Raw genomic sequence first — 23,605 nt, 5'->3', positions numbered from 1 at the left:
GCTCACAGCTTGCCAATGATATCCGAGATATCATCAAGTTCATCCAACGTGAGATCTGCATCGCTAAAGTCGCTGGGTGTAAATTCCTCGGCTTCACGAGTCAGGCAGTGTGCAATCAATCTCTCCAGATTCGAGCCATAGCGGGTAACTTGCTCCATAGCCTCTCTCTCATCCATTCTTGAAGGATCATAGCGAAGGATCAATTGGAATTTCCCCTGATCGACAACACAGTTCCACTCTTCAAAATGGGACATTCGGTTAAGTGGACTGATCAATTCCCCCATAGGCATGGGTGACATGGCGAACGACTCGTCTTGTGTATCTCCTCCAAATTGCCCCAGATAATTAAAGACAATGTCGGGATCACACGCCCCCCCCTCAAAAGCGAACCCGGTGGTCAGATATTTCAGGATTGAATACCCGGTTCCCTTGCCAGGAATGCCACGAAGCATTTCTTTCGTATGACGCAGCGCTTCACCAAGTTCTTCATGAGTTGTACGGAGAAGCACAGGATAGATCGTGGTAAACCAGCCTACGGTCCTTGTGGTATCCACATGGTCCAGTATGCCTTCTCTCCCGTGTCCTTCAAGATCGATAACAATGTCTTTTGCATACGTCATGGAGAGGGCCGTCAACAGAATATCCATAACTTCGGTGTGATACGCACGATGAACTTCAGTCAATAGCTGTCGCGTTCTGTAAGGTTCCAGTTCCAAAGTCACTGTTTTGCTATGCTTGAGCAAACCAGGTTTATCGTGATGATCGTGAAGTTGTAGTGCTTTCTGATTTAGCTTGTCCCAGTATGCTTGTTGACGCTTCATCTCTTCCGCTGTGGCTACGTTCTGAAGTTCACGACTCCAGAAGGCATAAGAATCCGTCTTCTCGGGCAACTTCACCCTCTTGTCCCCCATGAGAATAGCCTGATACATGTAGTGGAAATCTTCCAGCAGAATTCGCCACGATACACCGTCAATAATAAGGTGATGCACAGCAATAAGCAGATGGTCACCTTCAGGTGTTCTGAACACACCAAGCTGAATTAAGTCATGTCCCAGGTTCACCCTGGATTGAATCGCTGTCGCAAGACGTTCAAGGTGGGCATGATCCCCGTCAGCTTCCACTTCATGTATTTCCACAGGGAAATCCTTATCCTTGTCTATTGGGGAAACACGCTGTACCACACCATCCGGCTGGATATCGAATCGGATACGTAGCGCATCGTGGTGCTCACAAAGTTTATGGAACACCTCATTTACCGTGGCCGTATCCCACCCTTCTCGGTTGTATAGCATCATGGATTGATTCCAATGATTCATGTTGCTGTACCCCTGTGCAAAGAACCATTGTTGAATTGGAGTGAGAGGGATGTCTCCTTCAATGATGTCTCGTTGCTCTTTCCTCGTTTCCATAGGTTCCAAAAACTCGGCACACTCCGCGATTGTCGGATACAACATCAAATGCTTGACCTGTAGTCTGAGCTGATGACGAGTGAGTCTTGAAGCAATCTGTATGGATTTAATGGAATCCCCACCGAGGACAAAGTAGTTGTCGTCGATTCCCACACGTTCCACACCCAGTACTTCTGACCAGACTTGGGCCAATATTTCTTCTTCTTGAGTTACAGGTGCACGATAATCCCCTTTTATGATGTTCAGTTCCGGTGCCGGGAGAGCTCCTCGATCCAGCTTGCCGTTACGCGTTACCGGGAGCTTGGCAATCGATACAAAATACGACGGCACCATGTATTCGGGCAAACTCTGCTGAACATACTGTCTGAGCTCTTGTTCTTGGAATCCTTCCGATGAAACGATATAAGCACACAGATAATGTCCTGTATTGTCCTGACGAGGAACAACGACCGCTTCCTGTACGTCAGAATGCTGTATCAGCCTAGACTCAATCTCTCCCGGTTCAATTCGGTGTCCGCGAATTTTGACCTGATGATCGATCCGTGTAAGAAATTCTATACAGCCATCAGAGATCCAGCGGACTCTGTCCCCTGTCCGGTACATTCGTTGACCAGGACAGAATGGATCTTCCAGAAACTTGTTCAGCGTCAGATCCGGATCCCCAACGTATTTCTCTGCTACACCCTCACCGGAAATGTACAGTTCACCGGCTACACCGACAGGTAAAAGATGGCCTTGCGCATTGAGTACATAGGCTTTCGTATTATGAATGGGTCTTCCAATAGGAACCGAACTTTGACCTGTCAAATTACGCCCAACATTATATGTCGTTGCAAAAACAGTTGTTTCGGTCGGACCATACCCATTCGCGATCCGGTCGTCTCCCAGATATTGATGAGCTTGCATGACATGAGATTTGGAAAGTGCCTCTCCTCCAACGAATAATCGATGCACATGTTGCAGACAGGTTACATCATGATCGACCAGCGCATTAAACAGTACACTAGTTACAAAGGCAGATGTGATCCGTTGCCCCTTCATAATTGAGGAAAGCTTGTTGATATCCAGCATGTCCTCTCTGCTGATCAGTACAAGCGTTGCCCCGTTCAATAATGAACCGAAGATCTCATAAGTTGATCCGTCAAAGGCATAGTTGGAGAGCTGTAACATCCGATCCTGTTCACGGATATCGATAAATCCATTATTCATCGCAGTCTTTATGACATTTCGGTGTGTAGTGACCACACCTTTCGGTAATCCGGTCGATCCCGAAGTATACATAATGTACGCTGGCATGGTCGCTTCATCCGATAATGTCGTTGGATTACCATCGTATTGAACAGATAATGTGTTTTTCTCTAATAGAGTTCGTCTGGACTCTTCCAGTGGAACCACGAACCCTTTGAACCCAGGGAGAGGTCTATCCGATGGAGCAACGAGAATTCTTGCATTACAGTGTTCCAGCATGTAGATCATTCTCTCTTGTGGATAGGATGGATCCAGCGGAACATATACGCCTCCTGCTCGCAAGATTCCCAAGATCGACACAATCATGTCAATCGAACGGTCTGCCAACAAGCCGACAGCATCTCCACGGCGTAAGCCGCTCTGCTCAAGATAGCTGGCAAGCTGACAAGCCTTCTTGTGAAGCTCCTGATAGGTTAGCGTCTCCCCATAAAAGTGCAACGCCGTATGATGGGGACGAAGCGACGCTTGGGTTTCAAACAGCTGGCTAATCGTACGATCACGCGGATACTCTGCGTAAGTGTCGTTGAACTGTCCCAGGATCTCCTGCTCTTCCGAAGGAGTGATCAGCCTGATCTCGTCCAGTAATATGTCCGGAGAGGTGGACATTTGTCTTAACACATGCTCATAATGAAGCGCCATATTTTCCATCTGAGAATGCTCGTAAAGGTCTGTCGCATATTCTATGGTCAGTTTAAGAGATTCCTGATTCTCGTGAACTACCCAAGTCATATCGAATTTAGAAGTGTTACTCGTCCAATCCAGAGGTTCAATATGCAACTCTTGCAGTTCTACCGTCCGGGGCTTGGCATCCTGTAGAACAAACATGGTGTCAAATAACGGATTGCGCTCTGGATCTCTTGCGATTTGCAGCTTCTCAATAAGTTCATTCAATGGGTACTCTCCATGTTCATAAGCCAGCAACGTGTCCCTGCGCACATGACCGATCCACTCGTGAATCCGGAGATCACCACACAATTCTTGTCTCAGCGCCAACGTGTTAACGAACATGCCTGCAACGGAAGATATATCCGTATGAGTCCTTCCCGCAAATGGAATGCCCACAACAATATCTTTTTCCCCCGTGTACTTGGACAGAAGAATGTTATACGCTGCCAACATCACCATGAAGAGTGTTGCATCTGTCTGTTGTGCTAACTGTTTCACTGCGCCACTCAGCTGAGGACTCAGTTCAAACGTATGGGAAGAACCTGTGAATTGTCGCCGGCTTGGGCGACGACCCTCTGTGAGGATGTCCAATACGGTGATGTCTTTCTCGTACCGCTTAAGCCAGTAATCTTCACTCGTCAGGTAGGCCGACTTGCTCTTCTGTTCACTCATCCACACTGTGTAATCCCTATATTGAACTGTCATCTCATCAAGAGGATGTCCCTGATAGAGTTGAATAAAATCCTGATACAGAATTCCGGTCGTCACTCCGTCCGAAACAATGTGATGCATGTCCAAGACCAACACATATTCTATGTCTGAAAGTACACATAACCCTGCTCTCATAAGCGGTGCACATCCCAGATCGAAGGGCCGGACAAATGTGCCAATATACCGAGCCAGCTGTTCATTCCTCTCAAGACCTGCAAGCGTTTCAGGTTCAGTTATAAGTTCCAGTTTCCAATGCATGTCCTTCAGGTCATGAATGTGCTGTCGCAGCTCACCATCAACCATTCTGAAGGAGGTTCTTAGTGATTCATGTCGATGAATAAGTCCTTTCAGCGCAAGCTCCAGACGGATCACATCGGGTTTCCCGTTCATCCTCAGTACCATGGGCATATTGTAACTTGTCCCGGTATCCTCGAACTGTTCCACCAGATATAATCTCTTCTGTGCCGACGACACCGGATAATCCTCTTGCTCTTTGACGCGCGGAATCCGAGTATGATTCTGCTTATCCCCTTGGTCAATCAAGGAGGCCATCTGTTGCAGCGTTGGAGCATTAAATAAATCAGGCATGCTTAATTTGATAGCCCATTTCTCCTGTACCTTCGCTATGAGAACCATTGCTTTCAGTGAATGCCCGCCCATTTCGAAGAAATGATCTTGCAAGCCCGCTTGTGCGAGGTCCAGAACTTCAGTCCATAATTGTGCCAGTTCCTTCTCCGTATGTGTTGAGGGAGCCACATAATTTGAAGACAGTCTAGCAAGGTCAGGTTTAGGCAGAGCTTTTCGGTCCAGCTTCCCGTTCTGTGTAAGCGGTAGGGATGAGAGCTCGATGAATACGGATGGAATCATATACTCAGGAAGTGTTTCTTTTAAGATTCTTCTCCAGTTCTCGGCTTGATGCTCGTTCTTCGTTTCATTCAAGGCAAGTACACTTGCAGGGTCAATTACAACATACGCCGCCAACATGGAATGTCCTTGGTCATCACGATGTGCGGTAACTACAGTTTCGTTGACCTCTTTTAGAGCAAGGATGCACTCCTCGATCTCTGCCAGCTCAATCCGATTTCCACGGATTTTCACTTGCTGATCCAGTCTACCCAAATATTCAATGGTGCCATCCTTTAACCATCTTACGAGGTCTCCTGTACGATAGACCCTATCTTCCCCTTCCATGTGCCAGGCCAGAAATCTCTCTTCCGTCAGCTCCGGTTGTCCCAAATATCCGGCAGCCAGCCCCTCGCCTCCGATGTACAATTCTCCAGGAACTCCCACAGGTTGGGGTTTGCCCCATGTATTCAATACATAGAGCCTTGTATTATGAATGGCTCGGCCAATGGGAACACGCCCGGTTTCCCTTACTCTCTCATCAATGGAATACGTTGCTGCAAAAACGGTCGTCTCGGTTGGGCCATAACCATTTACAATCCGATGTTCTCCCAGTACATCCAACGCTTTAATCACATGATTCACCGAGGCAGCTTCGCCGCCAATAAACAGTTTTCTCATACTACGCAGGCTGTGTACGTCATAATCAACTACCGTGTTGAACAGGGAAGTTGTCATGAAGAGGCTCGTGATCCTCTCTTGTCTCAATGTGCGTGTAAGATACGACACATCATGAACATGTTGATTAGGCATAAGCACGAGTGTTGCGCCATTAAGAAGTGCTCCAAAAATTTCATATGTGGCGCCATCAAATGCATAATTGGACAACTGTAACATTCGGTCCTCTCGCCCAATTTCAACGAATCCGTTATTGATACAGGTTTTCACTACATTGCGGTGACTGGTTATCACACCTTTGGGCATCCCTGTAGATCCTGAGGTATACATGACATAGACAGGCTGCTCTGCTGAATAGGAGATTGGTGTCTGTATTGAACTCCTCTCTGCATAAACTTGTGGTTCGAGCAGGGGGATGATTGTTCCCGTGTAGGAATCAAGGGTCTGATACTGCTCCATGATGAGCCACTGCGCTCCACTGTCCCGTAAAATGTATGTTAGTCGGTCTTCAGGGAATTTGGGATCGAGAGGGACATACGTTCCTCCTGCTTTTAATATCGCCAGGATGGCAATGATCATCTCCGGTGTACGATGTGTTAACAGTCCGACGTAGTCACCAGGCTTAATTCCACGTCGCTTGAGTAATGTCGTCATCCGGTTTACGCGTTCGTTCAGTTGTTCATAAGTCACACTCTCTGTACCGTACAGGAGTGCCTCGTGTTCTGGTTGTTCTGATACCATGGATTCAAATGCATCCGTAACAGTCCAGTCTCTTGGATATTCAGCATCGGTTTTATTAAGCTCTCTAAAATACTTTTGTTCTAGCGGGGTAAGCAGCTCCAGCTCCCGCAGTTTCGTATCCATGCTATTCAATAGTTGTTCCAGCAAATAAACATAATGACGAGTCATTTGTTCGATGGTAACCCGGTCCCATAAATCTGAACTGTATTCAACCTCAGCCACGAGTTCATCCCCATCTTCATGCCATACCCAGGACATATCGAATTTGGCCTGCTGTCCATGCCAGTCCAACTTGCGAACAGATATATCTTGAAGTGTTTTGACGGGAAGCGTCATATCCTGCAGTACAAACAGTGTGTCAAATAAGGGGTTTCGGTTCGGCTGAAAAGAAAAATGAAGTTTGTCTAATAGATCACTGAGAGAATACATACCACGTTCATGTACTGCCAGCATATATTTTTTGACATGCTGGATATATTCACCAACCGTCAGATCAGCAGCTGGATTAAGCTTCAAAGGCAGCGTGTTTACAAACATCCCCACAGTGGGCTCCACATCTACATGTTCTCGTCCGGCAATCGGTGCCCCTATGGTGATGTCCTCATCACCCGTATATTTAGACAACATCAGGCCATACACCGATAAAAGAAGGATGAATGGAGTAGCCCCGTAACCGGCAGCTGCTCTTTTCAATTCCTGTACCTTCTTACTTGGCAAACCAAATGTATAGGATGCCCCCCGGTACGATCTGATGGCAGGACGTGCACGATCCATTGGAAGTTCTGCGGAACTCTCAAATTCCGAGTACTGATCCAACCAGAACTGCTGTGCTTCCTCGTAGGTACGGCTCGTCTGCTGTTTCTGCTTCCACATCACATAATCCTTGTATTGAACACGTATCGGATCTAGTGCCCGTACCTGATAAAGATCAAACAGTTCATCATATATCAGATGAGTAGATACTCCGTCAGACACAATGTGATGTGTATCCAGCGCCAGTACATACCGTTCCCTATCGAATTCAATTACACTTGCCCTGATCAGCGGTGCTTCTGCCAAATCAAACGGCTTAACAAAAGTGGACATCACGCCAGACATTGGATCTGTTTCAGTTCCATCAGATTCCTGGATCGAGGATTCCAATGAATCCATAGTCCACCTTTCAAGCTTCCACTCCACTTCATCTATCGAATGAATGCGTTGAATTAATTCGCTATGTTCCATATTGAATGATGTCCGCAGGGCTTCATGACGTGCGATGACCCGTCTAAAACATGCTTCCAGACGAGCCGTGTCTAATGCTCCTGAGATTTCAAATAACATCGGCATGTTATAACTTGTTCCACTGTTTTCATATTGCTGGGCATAATAGATCTGTTTCTGAACTGATGTAACAGGATATGATTGCATCACCGGAGCCGGCTCAATGGCTCTATACTGATTCCGAGCGGCCTTCTGAATCCATCCAGCCATGTCCCGAAGAATTGGGGCCTGGAATACATCCAGCAGGGTAAGTCTGACATCAAGTTCCTGGTGAATCTTGCCTACTAGTAACATGGCCTTCAGAGAGTGCCCGCCCAATTCAAAGAAATGATCCTGTATTCCTATCTTCTTAATGCCTAGAACGCTTTCCCATATCTCAATCAAGCTCTGTTGGACCGGATTCTCTGCAGGAACATATTGCTGCCCTCGTACAATTGTCGGCTTCGGAAGCTTCTTCCGATCAATCTTTCCATTCGGAGTAAGCGGTACCTCATTCAAAATGGAAAAGACGGTTGGGACCATATATTCCGGCATTTGTTGTTTGAGTTCCTGCTTCCACATCGTTACCAGTTCTTGAAAAGACTGCTTGGCTTCTCCATCCTGAAGTAAAGTGTATGCACATAGATAGGAGTGACCCTGATCGTCACGATCCGCCATCACTATCGCTTCATGGATACCTGGCAGCATACGCAGGCGTCCCTCTACTTCCCCCAGTTCGATCCGATTGCCACGAATCTTCACTTGATGGTCTATTCGATCAATGAATTCCAGATTTCCATCCGGCAGCCATTTAACCAGATCTCCAGTCCGATATAGACGTTCTCCCGGAATAAATGGGCTAGCTATAAATTTGTCACGGGTGAGCTCCGGTTGTCCCAAATATCCTTGGGCAAGTCCTTGTCCACCTATATGCAACTCGCCGGGAATACCAACAGACAATTGCTTGCCTTCATGGTTCAGCACATACACTTTTGTGTTATTCGTTGGCTGACCAATTGGAATGTATTCACCAGAAACGATGGAGTAAAATGTGGCAAATACCGTCGTTTCTGTCGGGCCATATACATGTACAAGTCTATGCTTGCCAAGCAGATCAACGGCCTTTTTGACATGTGTCCCGGATACTTTCTCACCGCCAAATAGAATTTTCCTAGTCCCGTTCAGGCACGACGGATCCAGATCTACCAATGTGTTAAATAGTGCCGTTGTCATGAAAGCGATCGTGATATGTTGTTCGCGAATGGCCTTGGCGAGAGCACTCCCATCCAGCACCTCTTCCCGTTTCAACAGAACAAGTTCAGCACCGTGTAACAGGGCACCATAGATGTCGAAAGTCGATCCGTCAAAAGCATAATTAGATATCTGCAGCAGGCGGTCCTCAGGGGTGATATCCACGTAACCATTATGAATTACCGTCTTGATCACATTGCGGTGTGTCGTAATTACCCCTTTTGGGGTGCCGGTGGAACCAGAGGTGTACATGACATATAAGGGATCTTCCGGTCCAGGAGACTCGGCATATACGCTGTTATTCACATCATTTCGTGTGAAAACCGGATTCTGATTGGATTCGTGTGCCCAGACATTTTCATTAAAAATCAGAGCTTCACCCTCATAGTTGGGTATCTGATCAGGATGGTCTGCAATCAACCACCTTGCCCCGCTATCCATCAACATGAATGTCTTCCTGTCCGCCGGAAAGCTTGGATCAATAGGGACGTACGCCCCCCCGCTCTTGACAATGGCGAGCATTGCAACAATGACCTCAATGGAGCGGTCCATGATGATCCCGACACGTTGCCCAGGCTGAACGCCCTGTGAAATAAGGTATCGTGCAAGTCGATTCACGCGTTCATTTAACTCCTGATACGTAACAGGGTACCCGTCCATCACGACAGCCGGATTCGCGCTGCCGAGTTCAACCTGCTGCTCAAACAGCTCAGCCACGGAAACATTTTGAGGATAATCTGCATCGCTGTTATTCCATTCATCTATCTGTGCAATGTCAGATTCGGTTACAAGCTCCAGCTCACCTATTTTCAGTTCCGGGAAAGCCACGATCTGCTGCAGCAAATGTACATAATGTTGTAACATCCGTTTTACGGTATGTGACTCCCACAGATCCGTTCGATATTCAACAGATAACGTCATATCATCTTCGGAATATGTGCAGACCCATGTCATGTCAAATTTTGATGCATGATGATCCCACTCTGCATACTCGACCTCAAGTCCAGGTATATGCATCTGTGCTGTTGCCGAATCCTGTAACATAAACATCGTGTCGAACAATGGATGTCGACTTGAATCAAACGGGAGTGACAAGCGATCTATCAGGTCTTCCAGTGGATATCGACCGTATTGATAGGCTGCCAGCGTAATTTCTCTCATCTTCTCCAGATATACACTTACCGACAGTTCTGCCTTGGGTTCACTTCGAAGTGCCAGTGTGTTGGCGAACATGCCTACCATTTGTTCATGCTGGATGGTATCTCTGCATGTGAAAGGAGTGCCCACTATAACATCTTCTGCAGCTGAATATTTGGACAACAGAATCTGATAGGATGCCATCATAAGCATAAATAAGGTCTGTTGATTGGTCATTGCCGCATCTTTTAATTGACTCACGAGAGCAGGCTCTAACGTTAAGTTCACACGACTTCCCTCAAAACGGCGGATCGGCGAGCGTAGATGATCTGTTGGTATTTCAAGAACAGGGACTTCGATTTTGTACAAGGACAACCAGTACTCCTGACTTTTGTTATATGCCTCTTGTTGAAGATATCTCTCCTGTTCCCAGACAGCATAATCCTTGTACTGCACACTCAGGTCCGAAAGGTACTGCCCCTGATATAACCCAACCCAGTCGGATATCAGAATCTCTATCGATCGTCCATCCGAAATAATATGGTGCAGGTCAAGCAGTAGCACATGACACTCCTCGTTAATCCGAAGTAAACCTCTTCGGAACAAAGGAGCTTCTCCCAAATCAAATGGCTGGATAAATTGTTCAGCAAACGACTGGATAGCCGATTCCTCCGTATCTGCTAATGAAGCTTCTTCGAGGCGCAACGGTTCAAGAGATATCTGATCAGGTCCGTGAATACGCTGCCGCAGTTCACCATGGTGTAACTCGAATGAAGTTCTCAATGCCTCATGTCTCTGAATCAACATCTGCATTGATCTCTCCAAGGCATTCACATCCAGCTTGCCATTTAACCGAAGCAGAAAAGGCATATTGTAGCTTACACCTGCATTTTCCATTTGCTGAACAATGTACATCCGTTGTTGGATGGAAGACGCCGGGTACGTCTCCCTGTAGGGTACGGGTACAAGTTCTTCTCCAGGGTGGTCTGTCGAGCGTGCTGCCATGATCCACATGGCCATCTCCCGAATCGTAGGCATGATGAATACATCCTGTAGTGATACCTTTACGCCGGTTTCCTTCTGCACTCTGGCCACAAGCATCATAGCTTTAAGTGAATGCCCTCCAATTTCGAAGAAATGCTCCTCTACTCCGACGCTCTGTATATCCAGAATCTCTTCCCAGATACGTGCTAATTTCTCTTCAAACACATTAGCTGGAGCAACGAAATGGTTGGTCTGTCTTCTCGTGGGCTTGGGAAGCGCCTTCCGGTCGAGCTTACCGTTCAGTGTCATGGGGAAGGCTTCCAGTGTAACGAACGTATTGGGAACCATATATTCAGGCAGGGTCTGCCTCAGCTCTTTTTTCCAGTCCAACACAGGAGTTTTGTTATCACTCGGGACGATATACGCGCATAAATAGGTATGTCCCTGCTCATCCTTCTCTGTCATGACCACAGCATCCTGAATCGATTCAATCCTGGATAGCCTGCTCTCAATTTCGCCAAGTTCAATCCGGTTTCCACGAATTTTCACTTGCTGATCCAATCTTCCCATGTACTCGAGGTTTCCATCCGGGAGCCAGCGAACGAGGTCGCCTGTTCTGTACATTCTTTCTCCAGCAGAACCGATGACAAAACGTTCTTCGGTTAACTCAGCCTGATGCAGGTAACCTTGCGCAAGTCCATCTCCGGAAATATACAACTCGCCAGGTACTCCAACAGGTTGAAGTTGTCCTTTTCGATTCATTACATGAGCCTGGGTATTGTGAACAGGTCTTCCGATGGGAACTGTGCTATAATCCAGCAAACGTTGATTGACCAGATAAGTCGCTGCAAAAACGGTCGTTTCGGTCGGACCATATCCGTTAGCAATCCGATCATTCCCCAGAACCTGCAGAGCCTTCTCCACATGCTTTTTGGATCCAGCCTCTCCGCCAAAGAAAAGCCTTCTCACATGTTTCAAACATTGAACATCCCATTCAACAACAGCATTGAACAGTACAGCAGTCATAAAAGCCGAAGTGATTCGTTCACGCTCCAGCGTATCAGCAAGCTCCGACACGTTGAGGACGGTTTCCTTGGGAATCAGCACCAGCGTAGCTCCGTTGAGTAAAGCACCGAATATTTCATATGTTGAACCATCAAATGCATAGTTGGAGAGTTGCAACATCCGGTCCGTTTCATGAATATCCATAAAACCGTTATTGATTACGGTCTTCACAATGTTACGGTGTGTCGTTTGTACACCCTTCGGTTTACCTGTAGACCCCGATGTATACATGATATAGGCCACATCTTCAGCGGATCTGTGGCATTTCGTGAACATCTCCACAGCTTGCCGCTCGCAGTCACTCTGCAACTGTTCTTGCTTGAACAGATTGATCTGCTTGCCTTCATAGCCGCTGATGAACAGATCCTTCTCAGCAATAAGTACAGCCACATCACTATCTGCAAGTATGGTACGAATTCGCTCAGTTGGGAACTCCGGATCCAGCGGAATATAGGTACATCCTGCTTTCAAAATGGCGAAAATGGCCGTTATCATTTCTATGGACCGCCTTGAAATAAGTCCAATATTCTGTCCAGGTTCAACACCAGATTCGAGCAACTGAATTGCAAACTGATCAACTCGCACACCGAATTCTCGGTATGATAACTGCTCCTCCCCCATGACAATTGCGGTTTGCTCAGATTGCTGTATGACCTGCTGCTCGAGCAGTTCTACAACGGTTGCCTCATAAGGGTATTCGGCTGTTGTGTCATTGTAAGTTTCGAGTAACGCGTGTTCTTCCTCCGTGATAATATCGGCTGTATCGATCTTCTGTTCAGGTTTGGCAATCAAGCAACCAAGAACCTTCAGATATACGTCAAGCAGCCGATCTGTGAATGCTGTTGGATAAGATGACACCATCTTGACGGACAACTCACCGAGAGTTACTGAAATACTAAAATCAAGGAGAGTGTTTGTTTTCTCATAGCTGTAAGACTTAAATTCAAACATTCCTTTTTCCACAGACTCATACACATGAAAATCAATATAGTTAAAGGCGATATCAAATAGCGGATTTTCTCGGCTGCTTTGCTCCCCAATTGCATTTAGAATCTGAACAAGGGACAACCGGCCATACTTTTTGAGTGCGGCTTGTTTACGATATACATCTTGAGTAATGTCTCCCCAGTTCACCAGAGAGTCAAATTGTGTGCGCATAGGAACGGTATTTAGGAAACATCCCAATATGCGTGCTCCATCCTCATGGACAGGACGTCCATTCTCGACAAGCCCGATCAGGATATCATCCTCATAGGACAACACATATAATGAAGTGACGAATGCAGACAGACACAAGGATTTAACCGTAACACGCTGATTACGTGCCGCTTCTTTTAACTGGGTGTACAGTTCCGATGGAAGGAGAGTCACTGTTGAGTTGGCTACTGAATTGCCATGATGAATCTCGGACTGTTCCGGGAATGCATATTTTCGATAATCCACCAGTTCTTCACGCCAATACTCCATAATGGACGAATTTCTGGATTGGGCCATCTGATCTATAACATAATCTTTGTAGCTCGTTTTTAACGGATCAGGCACTGACTTCCCCTCCTTTGAGAGCACCGTACAAATTCAGTAATTCCGACATAAAGACGGCAACGCTCCATCCATCCAGAATGGCATGATGAAAGATCCACCCCACATATGACTCCTCCTGGGAGGTGAAAATCACCAGACGCCAGAGCGGAGCTCGCTGGATATCAAATGGCCGCTTCCGGTCAAGCTCCATATAATTCCGAATTTCCTGTTCTATCGATTCGCTATCCAGACTGTCCAGTAGAACCTCCTGAATATCAAAATGTATACGTTCACAACTATATTGGACAGGTACGGGAAAATCGGAAATATTGAAACCAGTACGCAGAATGGGATGCCTGATTATGAGTTCATTCATGACTGTTTGAAGATTCAGCGCCTGAATTCGATGCTCATGAATCTGATATATAAACTGATCGTGATATACACCCAGACCTTCATTTTTCATGTAATGGAACACCATTCCCTGCTGAATATCGCTCATGGGATACACGTCTTCCACATTGGAGGGTAACAAGGCTCGTAATGTCGGGTTCGCCAGCCACTCTGTACGCATCTGTAATAACTCCATCTCAATCTCGTTCCGGACGTTATCGGGTGCATGAAGGGAAGCACGATGTCTAGCCAGTTCTCGAATCGTTGGATAATCGTACATATCAGCAATTTGGATATGAAGTCCAAGCTCTCTGTTCATTCGACTGATCAGTTCAATTACACGAATAGAGTCTCCGCCAAGCTCAAAGTAATCACACTCTACCCCCATATTGCGGTTATCCAACATCTCCTGCCAAATGTTCAGCATCTGCCATTCCAGTTCATGGCTTGGCATAACCAAATCGGTAACATCCATTGGAGTCACACTGTCGCTAGGAGCGGGAAGTGCTCTGATATCGACTTTGTTGCTCAGTGTCATTGGCAAAGCCTTCATTTGAATATAATGAGCAGGCAGCATATACTGCGGCAGATGTTGAGACAGCCTTGTTCGCAAATCTTTGCTCTGCTGAAGTCGTTCAGAGACATAATATGCACAGAGAACGCTCTCTCCTGTGTCACCTTCTCTCACCGTAACAACTGCTTGCTGTATTCCATCTATCTCCAAAAGTCTGGTTTCGATCTCACCAAGCTCGATTCGGAAACCTCTGATCTTCACTTGGTGATCGATCCTTCCCAAATATTCAAGTTCACCGTTCATCTGCCAGCGGGCGAGATCTCCAGTTCGATATAACCGCTGCGAGGGTGCCAAGGGATGGGGAACAAACCGTTCGGCAGTCAGTTCTTCTCGGTTCAGGTATCCCCTAGCCAAGCCTTCACCGCCAACATAAATCTCCCCTTCCACACCGATCGGAACCAATTCCCGCTGTTCATCGAGAATATAAATTTGAAGCGTAGGAATGGGTTTCCCAATGTTGCTTGTTTTGCCTTGGATATCCTCCCATTTCATTTCCTTATATGTCACATGTACCGTTGTTTCCGTAATTCCATACATATTAATTAGTTGAGCTTGAGGATATTTCTTCTTCCATTCCAGTAGTTGTATAGGTTGAAGAGCTTCTCCACCGAAAATCACTTTTCGAACAGCCAACGGTGTGTCCAAGTCTGACTGTACTTCCAGTTTAGCGATTCGGTAAAAGGCAGTCGGCGTTTGGTTCAGAATGGTGACCTGTTCCTTCTGTAGTAATGATAAGAATTGTGCTGGCTCCCTTGTCACATCCAGAGGAACTATAATCAATCTGGCACCATACAATAACGCCCCATACATCTCCCATACCGAAAAATCAAAACAGAATGAATGGAACAGTGTCCACACATCTTCTTTGGTGAAGTCAAACAAGTTTCGGTCATTAAAAAGCAGCCTGACCACATTGGAATGTTCAATCATGACCCCTTTTGGTTTGCCCGTTGATCCTGATGTGTAGATGATGTATGCCAAATCTGATGGTCGATTCACTTGTTCCGGATTTGTTGCATAGTTGCCATCTATCCCATCGTCATCCAGCAGGTCTGGAACAATGGCCTTAATCGACATTTCTTCAGGCAGATACTCCTGCTCTTCCGTAATACAGAATTGCGCTTTGCTATCTTCAAGCATGTATTGAATACGTTCCTTCGGGTACTCGGGATCAATCGGCATATAAGCTCCACCAGCCTTAAGTACGGCAAGAATGCTGATAACCATTCCGGGTGAACGTGAAAACAAAATGCCTACAACCTGATTTGGTTTCACGCCTTGCTGTCGAAGATATAACGCCAAGCGGTTGGCCTTACTATTTAATGATGCATACGTCATCTCCGTATGTTCATAACGCAAGGCAACCCGATCACAGGATCGTTTCGCCTGTGCCTCAAACAAACTGATCAGTGTTGCTTCTCGCGGGTATGTGGTCTTCGTATCATTGAATTGCTCCAGAAGTATACGCCTCTCGGTATCAGGCAATCTATTCAGACTCGACAGCTTAATGCTCAACAACCCCTTCCAGCATGGTGATGTAGAATTGAAGAAGCCTTTCGATGGTTTCCATTCTGTACAAATCCGTGTTGTATTCCATACGCAGCCTAAGAATATCGGACTCTTCATATACATGTAGAATCAAGTCATACTTGGATGCACTTCCTGCTTCAATCATCAACTGCACTGATACGTCCTGAAGCTGATATTGGTGTGTAAATTCATTTTGCAGTGTAAACATGACTTGAAAACCCGGTGTTGATCCCGGTGCCGTATGATACGAAAGGTCAGGTAGCAGCATTTCTATAGGTACTTCCTGATGTTGATAGGCATCCAGAGACATTCCTTTAACTTGTTCCAGCAGATCATCAAACGTCATATCTTCACTAAACTCGACGGGTAAAATAACGGTATTCGCTACAAATCCAATGAGATTCTCCACCTCGGCACGGGTCCTGTTGGACATTACGGTACCAATGGGAATATAGGACTGTCTGCTAAAACGATGGATTAGGTAGCCATACACCGCGAATAAGAGCATAAAGAGCGTAGCCCCCGACCGGTTTGCCTTCACTAATGTCCTGGAGGTCAATTGGGAATCTACGATACGTTCGATCGTATTTCCTTTGTACGTTCTGGCCTCGGGATATGGAAAATCACATGGTACCTGTATGATGGGTAATGTTCGGTTTAGCTTATTGATCCAGTACTCTTTTAGTTCCCACAGAGGAGAATCACTGCCCTGCTCCATGGAGGATTGCCACAGCACATAATCCGAGTAGGAGACAGAAAGTGGGGACAACATTCGATGCGAATCTCCCAACTCCGAGTTATATAATTGCACCAATTCGTTGGTGAAAATCTCCACTGACCAGCCATCAGATATAATGTGATGCATGGACACAACCAGAATATGCTTGTCCGGGCTGCAATCAATCAGACACATACGAAGACATGCATCGTTCACAAGGTCAAACCGCAAGTTTGCTTCCCGATCAATCTCCATCCTGATTCCAACATGCCTTTCATTTTCCTGAAGCGGGGTAAGATCTATCCGTCTAATTTCTATTTCAGATCCTAGCTCCTTAACATATTGATAAGGTTCCCCATCTTGAATACCATAGCGAACACGCAAGGCCTCATGCCGCATAATCAGTGCTTGTACAGCATTCTGAAGTCTGTATATATGAAAAACACCGGTAAAGTGAATTGAAAAAGTATTGGTATAAAAGGCGCTCTCTGGAGCAATCATGTGCAGAACCCATTGGCTTTTTTGTTTCAATGTAAGCGGAAGTTTCTCTGTTCGTTGCTGCTGTACCGGGATAGGACTATGACTCTTCAACGGTTCCTCATTCTGCAACTCCTGAAGAATTCCATTGATGGTTGCTTGTCTGAAAAAACGCTGTACCGGAATACGCACCTTATACTCGGAAGCAATCATCGCGAGCAGACGAGTCATGCGAAGGGAGTCCCCGCCAAGAAGGAAAAAATCATCATGCTTGCTCACTTGGGTCAATCCCAAGACCGATAGAAATGCCTTTTCTAGAAATGCATAGTGCTCCGAAGAAGCCAATGCGCCTTCACCTATATGAGGTTGTCTGTACACTTCAATTCGGTCAAGAAGTACATTATGTTCCTGTACATATTCACGTACTTTGGTGTACACCAAAGCCTCATGGCAATGATCCTGCTCTGATGTGTAATGAATAATGCACAGCTTGCCCTGCTGGATCTTTGCTCCCGCGGAATCCTCTTCTTCCGCCTGTACCCAAGCAGCCTGTTCAACAGAGGTTGCTGCAACCTCTTCTTCCATCATCATCTGAGCCTGCTGACGTTCATGCAGCATACATTCTATTCGGTTGAGCGTTTCATCAAATTGGCCATCGAGTAGTAGATCTACAAGTTGTAGCCGCTGGATTTTACCTGTAGGTGTACGAGGGAATTCCCTTTTGCTTACTGGAACAATAAACCTCGGATTCACGCCAAATTGTCTCGATATGTTACCTCTCATCTCCTGAATGACAAACAGATTTAATCCTTCATCGTCATTCCAAGGTGTATAAAATAACAACAGCTGATCATTGCCAGACTCTCCACCAGATATTCCTGCCGCTGCCACATAGTCAGCATCAACACCGTATACTTGCTTCATCACGGCTTCAATCTCATAGTTGTATAGATTTTTGCCGTTCATGATCAGCACATCTTTTTCTCTGCCTGTTAATGTCAACATTCCACCTTTAACAAAACCGAGGTCCCCTGATTCGAACCATCCATCGTTCGTAATCACGTTGTTAGTTGCTTCCTCATTCTTGAAGTATTCCGTTATAATTGAATCTCCCTTGAGTTGAACTCTCCCCACATGAGCTTCGGGAAGCGGAACATTGCGATCATTTACTATACGCAGACTTATTCCGGGAATCACCTCTCCAATCTCGACAAAGGCTATTGTTTCGTCCGTATTGGGGGAGTCTGCAAAGATCAATTCGCTATCCAACGTCCCCTTAACAATATGCTGAATTCCACCTGTCTCGGAATGATCAAACGTTCTGCTGAAGCAGAGACTGCCCGAAAACTCAGTCATGCCATATGCAGGAACAACGCTATCAGCTCTAAGCCCAAACGGAACTAATTGATGAAGGAATTCTTTGCCTGTCCGAGCCGAGATCGGCTGACCTACATTCAATATGGTTCGAATAGATGACAAGTCCCATGGCCTGGCATGGACGGCTTTATGCCGATTTATCTGTGCATAGGCAAAATTAGGAGCCCAGGTGAATGTGACTTGATGTTCCTCTATATCTTCCAGCCACGAAGTGGGGGAATCCAAAAAACGCTCAACAGAACTTAGCACTTGCTCACTGCCCAACACAACTCCGAGGATATGATTGGTTAACAATCCACCAGCATGATAGAGCGGCATCCAATTCAAGGTAATCTCTTCAGAAGTCAGGCCCAGATGTTGTTTGATACCTATAATATTTGCAAGGATCTGGTGATTCTGATATCGGATACACTTCGGAGTACCTGTTGTCCCTGATGTAAAAAGGGTAAGGACAGGGGCATGGGGCTCACTACTGTGCCTTTCCTGGGAACAGTTATGCCGCAGCAGCTCATTTACCGAAATTACCGATTCTTCACGTTTGCCCTCCCCTTCGAAAGTACCCGCGGAATCTCCTACAATGAGTGGACAATTCAATAACTCCCACACCTGTTTCAGCTTATGATGATCCACGTGATCGGATGGCAAATGAAGAGCTGGCTTCAGTGGTGCTGGGTTCATACCGCCAAGTATACAAGCCCAGAGTGCAGCTACTAAGTGATCTATGCGTTCAATTTGCAAAATGACAGATTCCCCCGGCCGAACACCTTGTTGAATCAGTCCTTGAAGGATGCGTTCAGCATCCTGAGACAATTCCATATAATCTGATATTCGGACTTCCCCATTTTCTTTCTTATAATGCAATTTCTTCTTTGGATGATTCCTGACAGTCAGATCAAAAGCCTCAGCGAGTGTCTTAGGATGTCCTGAATAATCAAGTGGTTTGCCTATCAGAATTGCCGGCTCCCCAGCCGAAAGAGTTGGTTGTGAATCCCACAACCTCGGTCTCTGACCATATTGGAAATGTTCCTGCGTCTTCAATACGCTGGAAGCAGTCGGTTGTGTCCAATGTTCATCCCAAGCCCCGGAAGAGGTCTTTGCCCGCATGGATATTGAAAGCTGTTGGACCGGGAGCTCATGTCTTATATAACGTTGGAGGCTAGTATGAAATGACATTCGAACGCTTTCTCCTTTCACTGCCCTGAGGTAATGGTGAGTTCATGTAACGAATGGTCCAGACTTTCCTGTGAAACTTCAACAGGGATCCACCCACGGACACTATTGATGAGCCATATATTTGTTGCTTCGATTATGTCTCTGTATGTTAATACCTTTTCCTCAAGAGCTCCGTCATACAGGAGTTGATTTCGTAATGTGCCTGCTAATAATCCGCTATCTCTGGGTGGAGTATATTTTTTACCCTGTTGCTCAATGACAACATTTCCTGTTGTGAATTCAGTAAGTTCCTTATGCTCATTCCACAGCAGAACATCATAGCCATCTCCACACGCCATACGATGAACATCATACATGTTCCGATACGTGGTCTTGTGATACAAGAAGCGCTGACTGGAGAGAATTGGTGATTTCGCGAGAGCTACCGTTTGTGTTTCTTTTGTTTCAATAAGAGGCGTGCTCTCAACCGAAACTTGTCCTAATGGAGATAACAACACTCTGACCTTATGAAGGCCGGTTGAATGTTTGCTGGCATAAGCAGTCAGTTGGTTATGAATATCCTCTCTAATCACCTCAAAGTTAAAATAGGATGCAGAATCCATCATCCGGTCAAGGTGCCTATCCAAGAGGGAATACTGCCCGTTCTCCAATCGAAGCGATTCCAATAATTCAAAATATGGCTTTTGTTCCGTTAGCATTAACGCTTTTGTTTTGGCCTCTGCATATTCATCCGAAGCTGTCGAATCCCAGGTGATGCCTCCGCCCACACCGTATTCAGCCTGATTTCGCTGATGATCAATCCACACGGTACGAATCGCTACATTAAAAACGGATGAACCATCCGGACTCAACATGCCAATCGATCCGCAATAGATCTCCCTTGGTGTATCTTCCAATTCATAAATTAAGTCCATTGTGCTGATTTTCGGTGCCCCAGTGATGGAACCGCAGGGAAAGAGTGCTGAGAACATATCCTCCAACTGTATGTGAGACCTGACATTTGCTGTAACGGTAGAGGTCATTTGAAACAGAGTATAATATTTCTCAATATCAAAAAGTCTCGGGACATGCACACTTCCCGTCTCGGCTATAACACTAAGATCATTCCGGAGTAAATCCGTAATCATCACATTTTCAGCCCGATTTTTGGGGGATTGATACAGCCAGTCAGCCAATTCGTCGTCCTGTTCCTGATAGAATCCCCGTTTCACTGTTCCTTTCATCGGACGAGTCTCCAGCTGATTTCCATTCTTTTTGAAAAACAATTCAGGTGAAGCACTTAAAATACTAATATCACCGAGTTGCAGCATGGCTGAGTAATCGGCCTGTTGTGCATCACATAGCTTTGTATAAAAGGAGTAAGGGTCACCCTCATATTCCGACCGAAGACGCATCGTATAATTGACCTGATAGGTGTCTCCCCGCGCGATGGCCTCGTGAATTTTATGTATATTCTGATGATAGGTCTTCTCTGTAACCGTTGGTTCCCATCCTGAGATCCGATATTCATCAGATGAAGATGCATAACCTGTATCATACCCTTCAAAAATACCAAACCATATGAGCGGTAAAGCCGCATCTGAATGAACTCGAAAAGCGGGATCGAAAGCTGGCGCTGCCTCATAGGACACATAACCTACTGCATAATATCCCTTATCAACAGCGTCCTGAATCTGTCGCAACGCTGGTTTTACCTCTTCAATGGATGTCGCTTTAATGACTTCAACAGGATTCCTGAAGATTTTGCGCTGTTTACAACGATCCTCGCCTACAAAATCAAATAAGATATACGGATTGGCATCTGATTGATTCATTCAAGAATACCTCCTTGAGAAGTTAGTTTAGAGCGTAACGTAACTTGAGTCGGATTCCGTCTTTTGATAAGAACAGTTCTGCAGAAAGTTAGCCAGAATTTGTTTGCCGGATGGCGTAATAATGGATTCCGGATGGAACTGAACTCCTTCTATACTCCATTTCTTATGACGAAGTCCCATCACTTCCCCATCGCTGGACCATGCGGTGACTTCCAATTCTTCCGGGAGATCAGGATTGACAATAAGCGAGTGATATCTTGCCACGTTCAGAACGGCAGGCATACCTTGAAATAACGTTTTGCCATCATGCGAGATATCCGAGGTTTTGCCGTGCATAAGATGCCGGGCTGATTCCACTTTTCCTCCAAATGCCTGAGCAATAGCCTGATGGCCAAGACATACACCAAGAATTGGAATCTTTCCAGCAAAATATCGAATCACTTCAAGAGAAACTCCAGCGTTTGACGGATTAGATGGACCTGGAGAAATCACGATATAATTCGGCGATATCTCTTCCAATTCTTTTACCGTAATCGCATCATTACGATACACGTTTACGCTCTCACCCAGATCAGCGAAGTACTGCACAAGGTTATACGTGAAAGAATCAAAGTTATCAATCATGACGATCATAAGCAGGTATCCCTCCAATATTGAATTAAAATCCAGAAAAGGATGACTTACAAGCTAGGAGACTGACTATTCGGTCTAAAACGCCATGTAAATAGCCGTTCTGATCTTAGTTATGTTAAGGATACAGGTCCTGAAGACCCCAAAAAAACAGACTGTTCGGTTTAATGAAGTTCATTATTTTGTGTTATGCGCAAAATGATATTCACTACGATGTTAGTGAAATCTGATAAGAGGGTCGATTCTGGAAAAAGTGACTTGTAAAGGAGAAGCAAAGAGAACGACGTCTGGTTGCCTTTTTTTGTGGTAAAAACTGGAAGTTATCCGAATTGTTACATTGTGTATCATGTAATATTCTTATATGTTGGGAATTAAAGTGAAAACCAATGCCTATTTCATAATAACCCATATTAAACAAGTATACCACTGTTGTTTTAAATATTTTGCACTTTGATAACTTATTATGTAAATTTTCAATATAAAATGAGTTTTTTTGTCTTTTTTATGAATCACTTTGAGCCGAAATTCACAAAAAAACTGGCCCTCGGGATGTATGGATACATTCCTGATAAGGCCAGCCTTTATCACATCATACTTACAATCCAACCGATCCAATACGCAAATGGAATTAATAGCAACTGTGCTAGAACTGTACCGAACAGCCGGGATACGAGCATACAGCCGTAGATCTGATTCATGCGATCTAAACGGATCTCGCCACGTAATGACTTGTCACTGAGCAGGGAAATTCGTGGATCAATCAGGATGGTCAGCAAAATCGTTGCTATTCCGTTAATCAGCCCTGTTGATTGGGATGCAGCTACAGCCTGCGCTGGATAAAGGTAAGCTGCGTACAAGCTGGACAGGACACCCGTGGTGTAGATTGCGGTTACAGCTACATTCAGCAACATTAACCGTCTTGGCATCCCATGCCTTACCAATCGTTTGGCCATCTTCCAGGATGGCGGGGTGATGTAATACGTTGCATTTCTAATCTTGCTTCGCTTCAGCATACCGCGAACCATTGCAGGGATGGAACCGGCTGCTTCAAAATGCACAACCATTCTCGATGAGAGCTTCACCATGGTTGGGAAACACAATATGGCTAATGCCGTTCCTATCGTTGCCGCACCCATTAACCAATGCAGCTGTCCTGCAAAGTGTGGATTGGCCCCCCGTGTTGCGGTATCCACCAGATTACCTACCAACGGACCCTGGGCCATATTAGAGGTTCGAGAAACCAACAGCAAGATACCTGCCAGTGAAATGGCTAGAGCGATTCTGCGGGTGCGTAGTCCGCCAAGACGCAACGCATATGACAAGCTGTCTGCGGCATGAATCAGCATGGTGAACAGCATAGGGATTGCCAGGCTAAGACTAAACATATGTATGTACTCCTTTATCTTCCTTTTGTTGAACTTAT

Annotated in this window: 6 protein-coding genes; all 6 read right to left on the bottom strand. The window is 45.7% G+C overall.

Annotated elements, in window-relative coordinates:
* Positions 1 to 2: 2 nt before the first annotated feature.
* The gene (locus WFI24_RS20235) at positions 3 to 13,517 is read right to left on the bottom strand and encodes an amino acid adenylation domain-containing protein (RefSeq protein WP_336763685.1); all 13,515 of its coding nucleotides are present in this window, start codon (positions 13,515 to 13,517) and stop codon (positions 3 to 5) included.
* Positions 13,510 to 15,978, bottom strand: a complete 2,469-nt coding sequence (locus WFI24_RS20230; protein ID WP_336763683.1) for a non-ribosomal peptide synthetase — start codon at positions 15,976 to 15,978, stop codon at positions 13,510 to 13,512. Before WFI24_RS20230 ends, WFI24_RS20235 begins: the two co-directional genes overlap by 8 nt.
* Entirely contained in the window at positions 15,968 to 19,738 is a 3,771-nt protein-coding gene (locus WFI24_RS20225; RefSeq protein WP_336763681.1) for a condensation domain-containing protein, read from the bottom strand. The genes WFI24_RS20230 and WFI24_RS20225 overlap by 11 nt, the downstream gene beginning before the upstream one ends.
* A 17-nt stretch (positions 19,739 to 19,755) precedes the next feature.
* Positions 19,756 to 21,552 (bottom strand): aminodeoxychorismate synthase component I, encoded by a 1,797-nt coding sequence (gene pabB / locus WFI24_RS20220; RefSeq protein ID WP_336763680.1) that lies wholly within the window; start codon positions 21,550 to 21,552, stop codon positions 19,756 to 19,758.
* A gap of 27 nt (positions 21,553 to 21,579) precedes the next feature.
* The gene (locus WFI24_RS20215) at positions 21,580 to 22,185 is read right to left on the bottom strand and encodes an anthranilate synthase component II (RefSeq protein ID WP_336763679.1); all 606 of its coding nucleotides are present in this window, start codon (positions 22,183 to 22,185) and stop codon (positions 21,580 to 21,582) included.
* Positions 22,186 to 22,766: 581 nt separating this feature from the next.
* The gene (locus tag WFI24_RS20210) at positions 22,767 to 23,567 is read right to left on the bottom strand and encodes a lipid II flippase Amj family protein (RefSeq protein WP_145322725.1); all 801 of its coding nucleotides are present in this window, start codon (positions 23,565 to 23,567) and stop codon (positions 22,767 to 22,769) included.
* Positions 23,568 to 23,605: the final 38 nt, after the last annotated feature.

The sequence above is a fragment of the Paenibacillus sp. USHLN196 genome, assembly GCF_037144955.1.
Taxonomy (GTDB): Bacteria; Bacillota; Bacilli; order Paenibacillales; family Paenibacillaceae; genus Paenibacillus; species Paenibacillus xylanexedens_C.
Note: the sequence above shows the minus strand (reverse complement) of the source record. Positions and strands in the feature narration are given on the sequence as shown.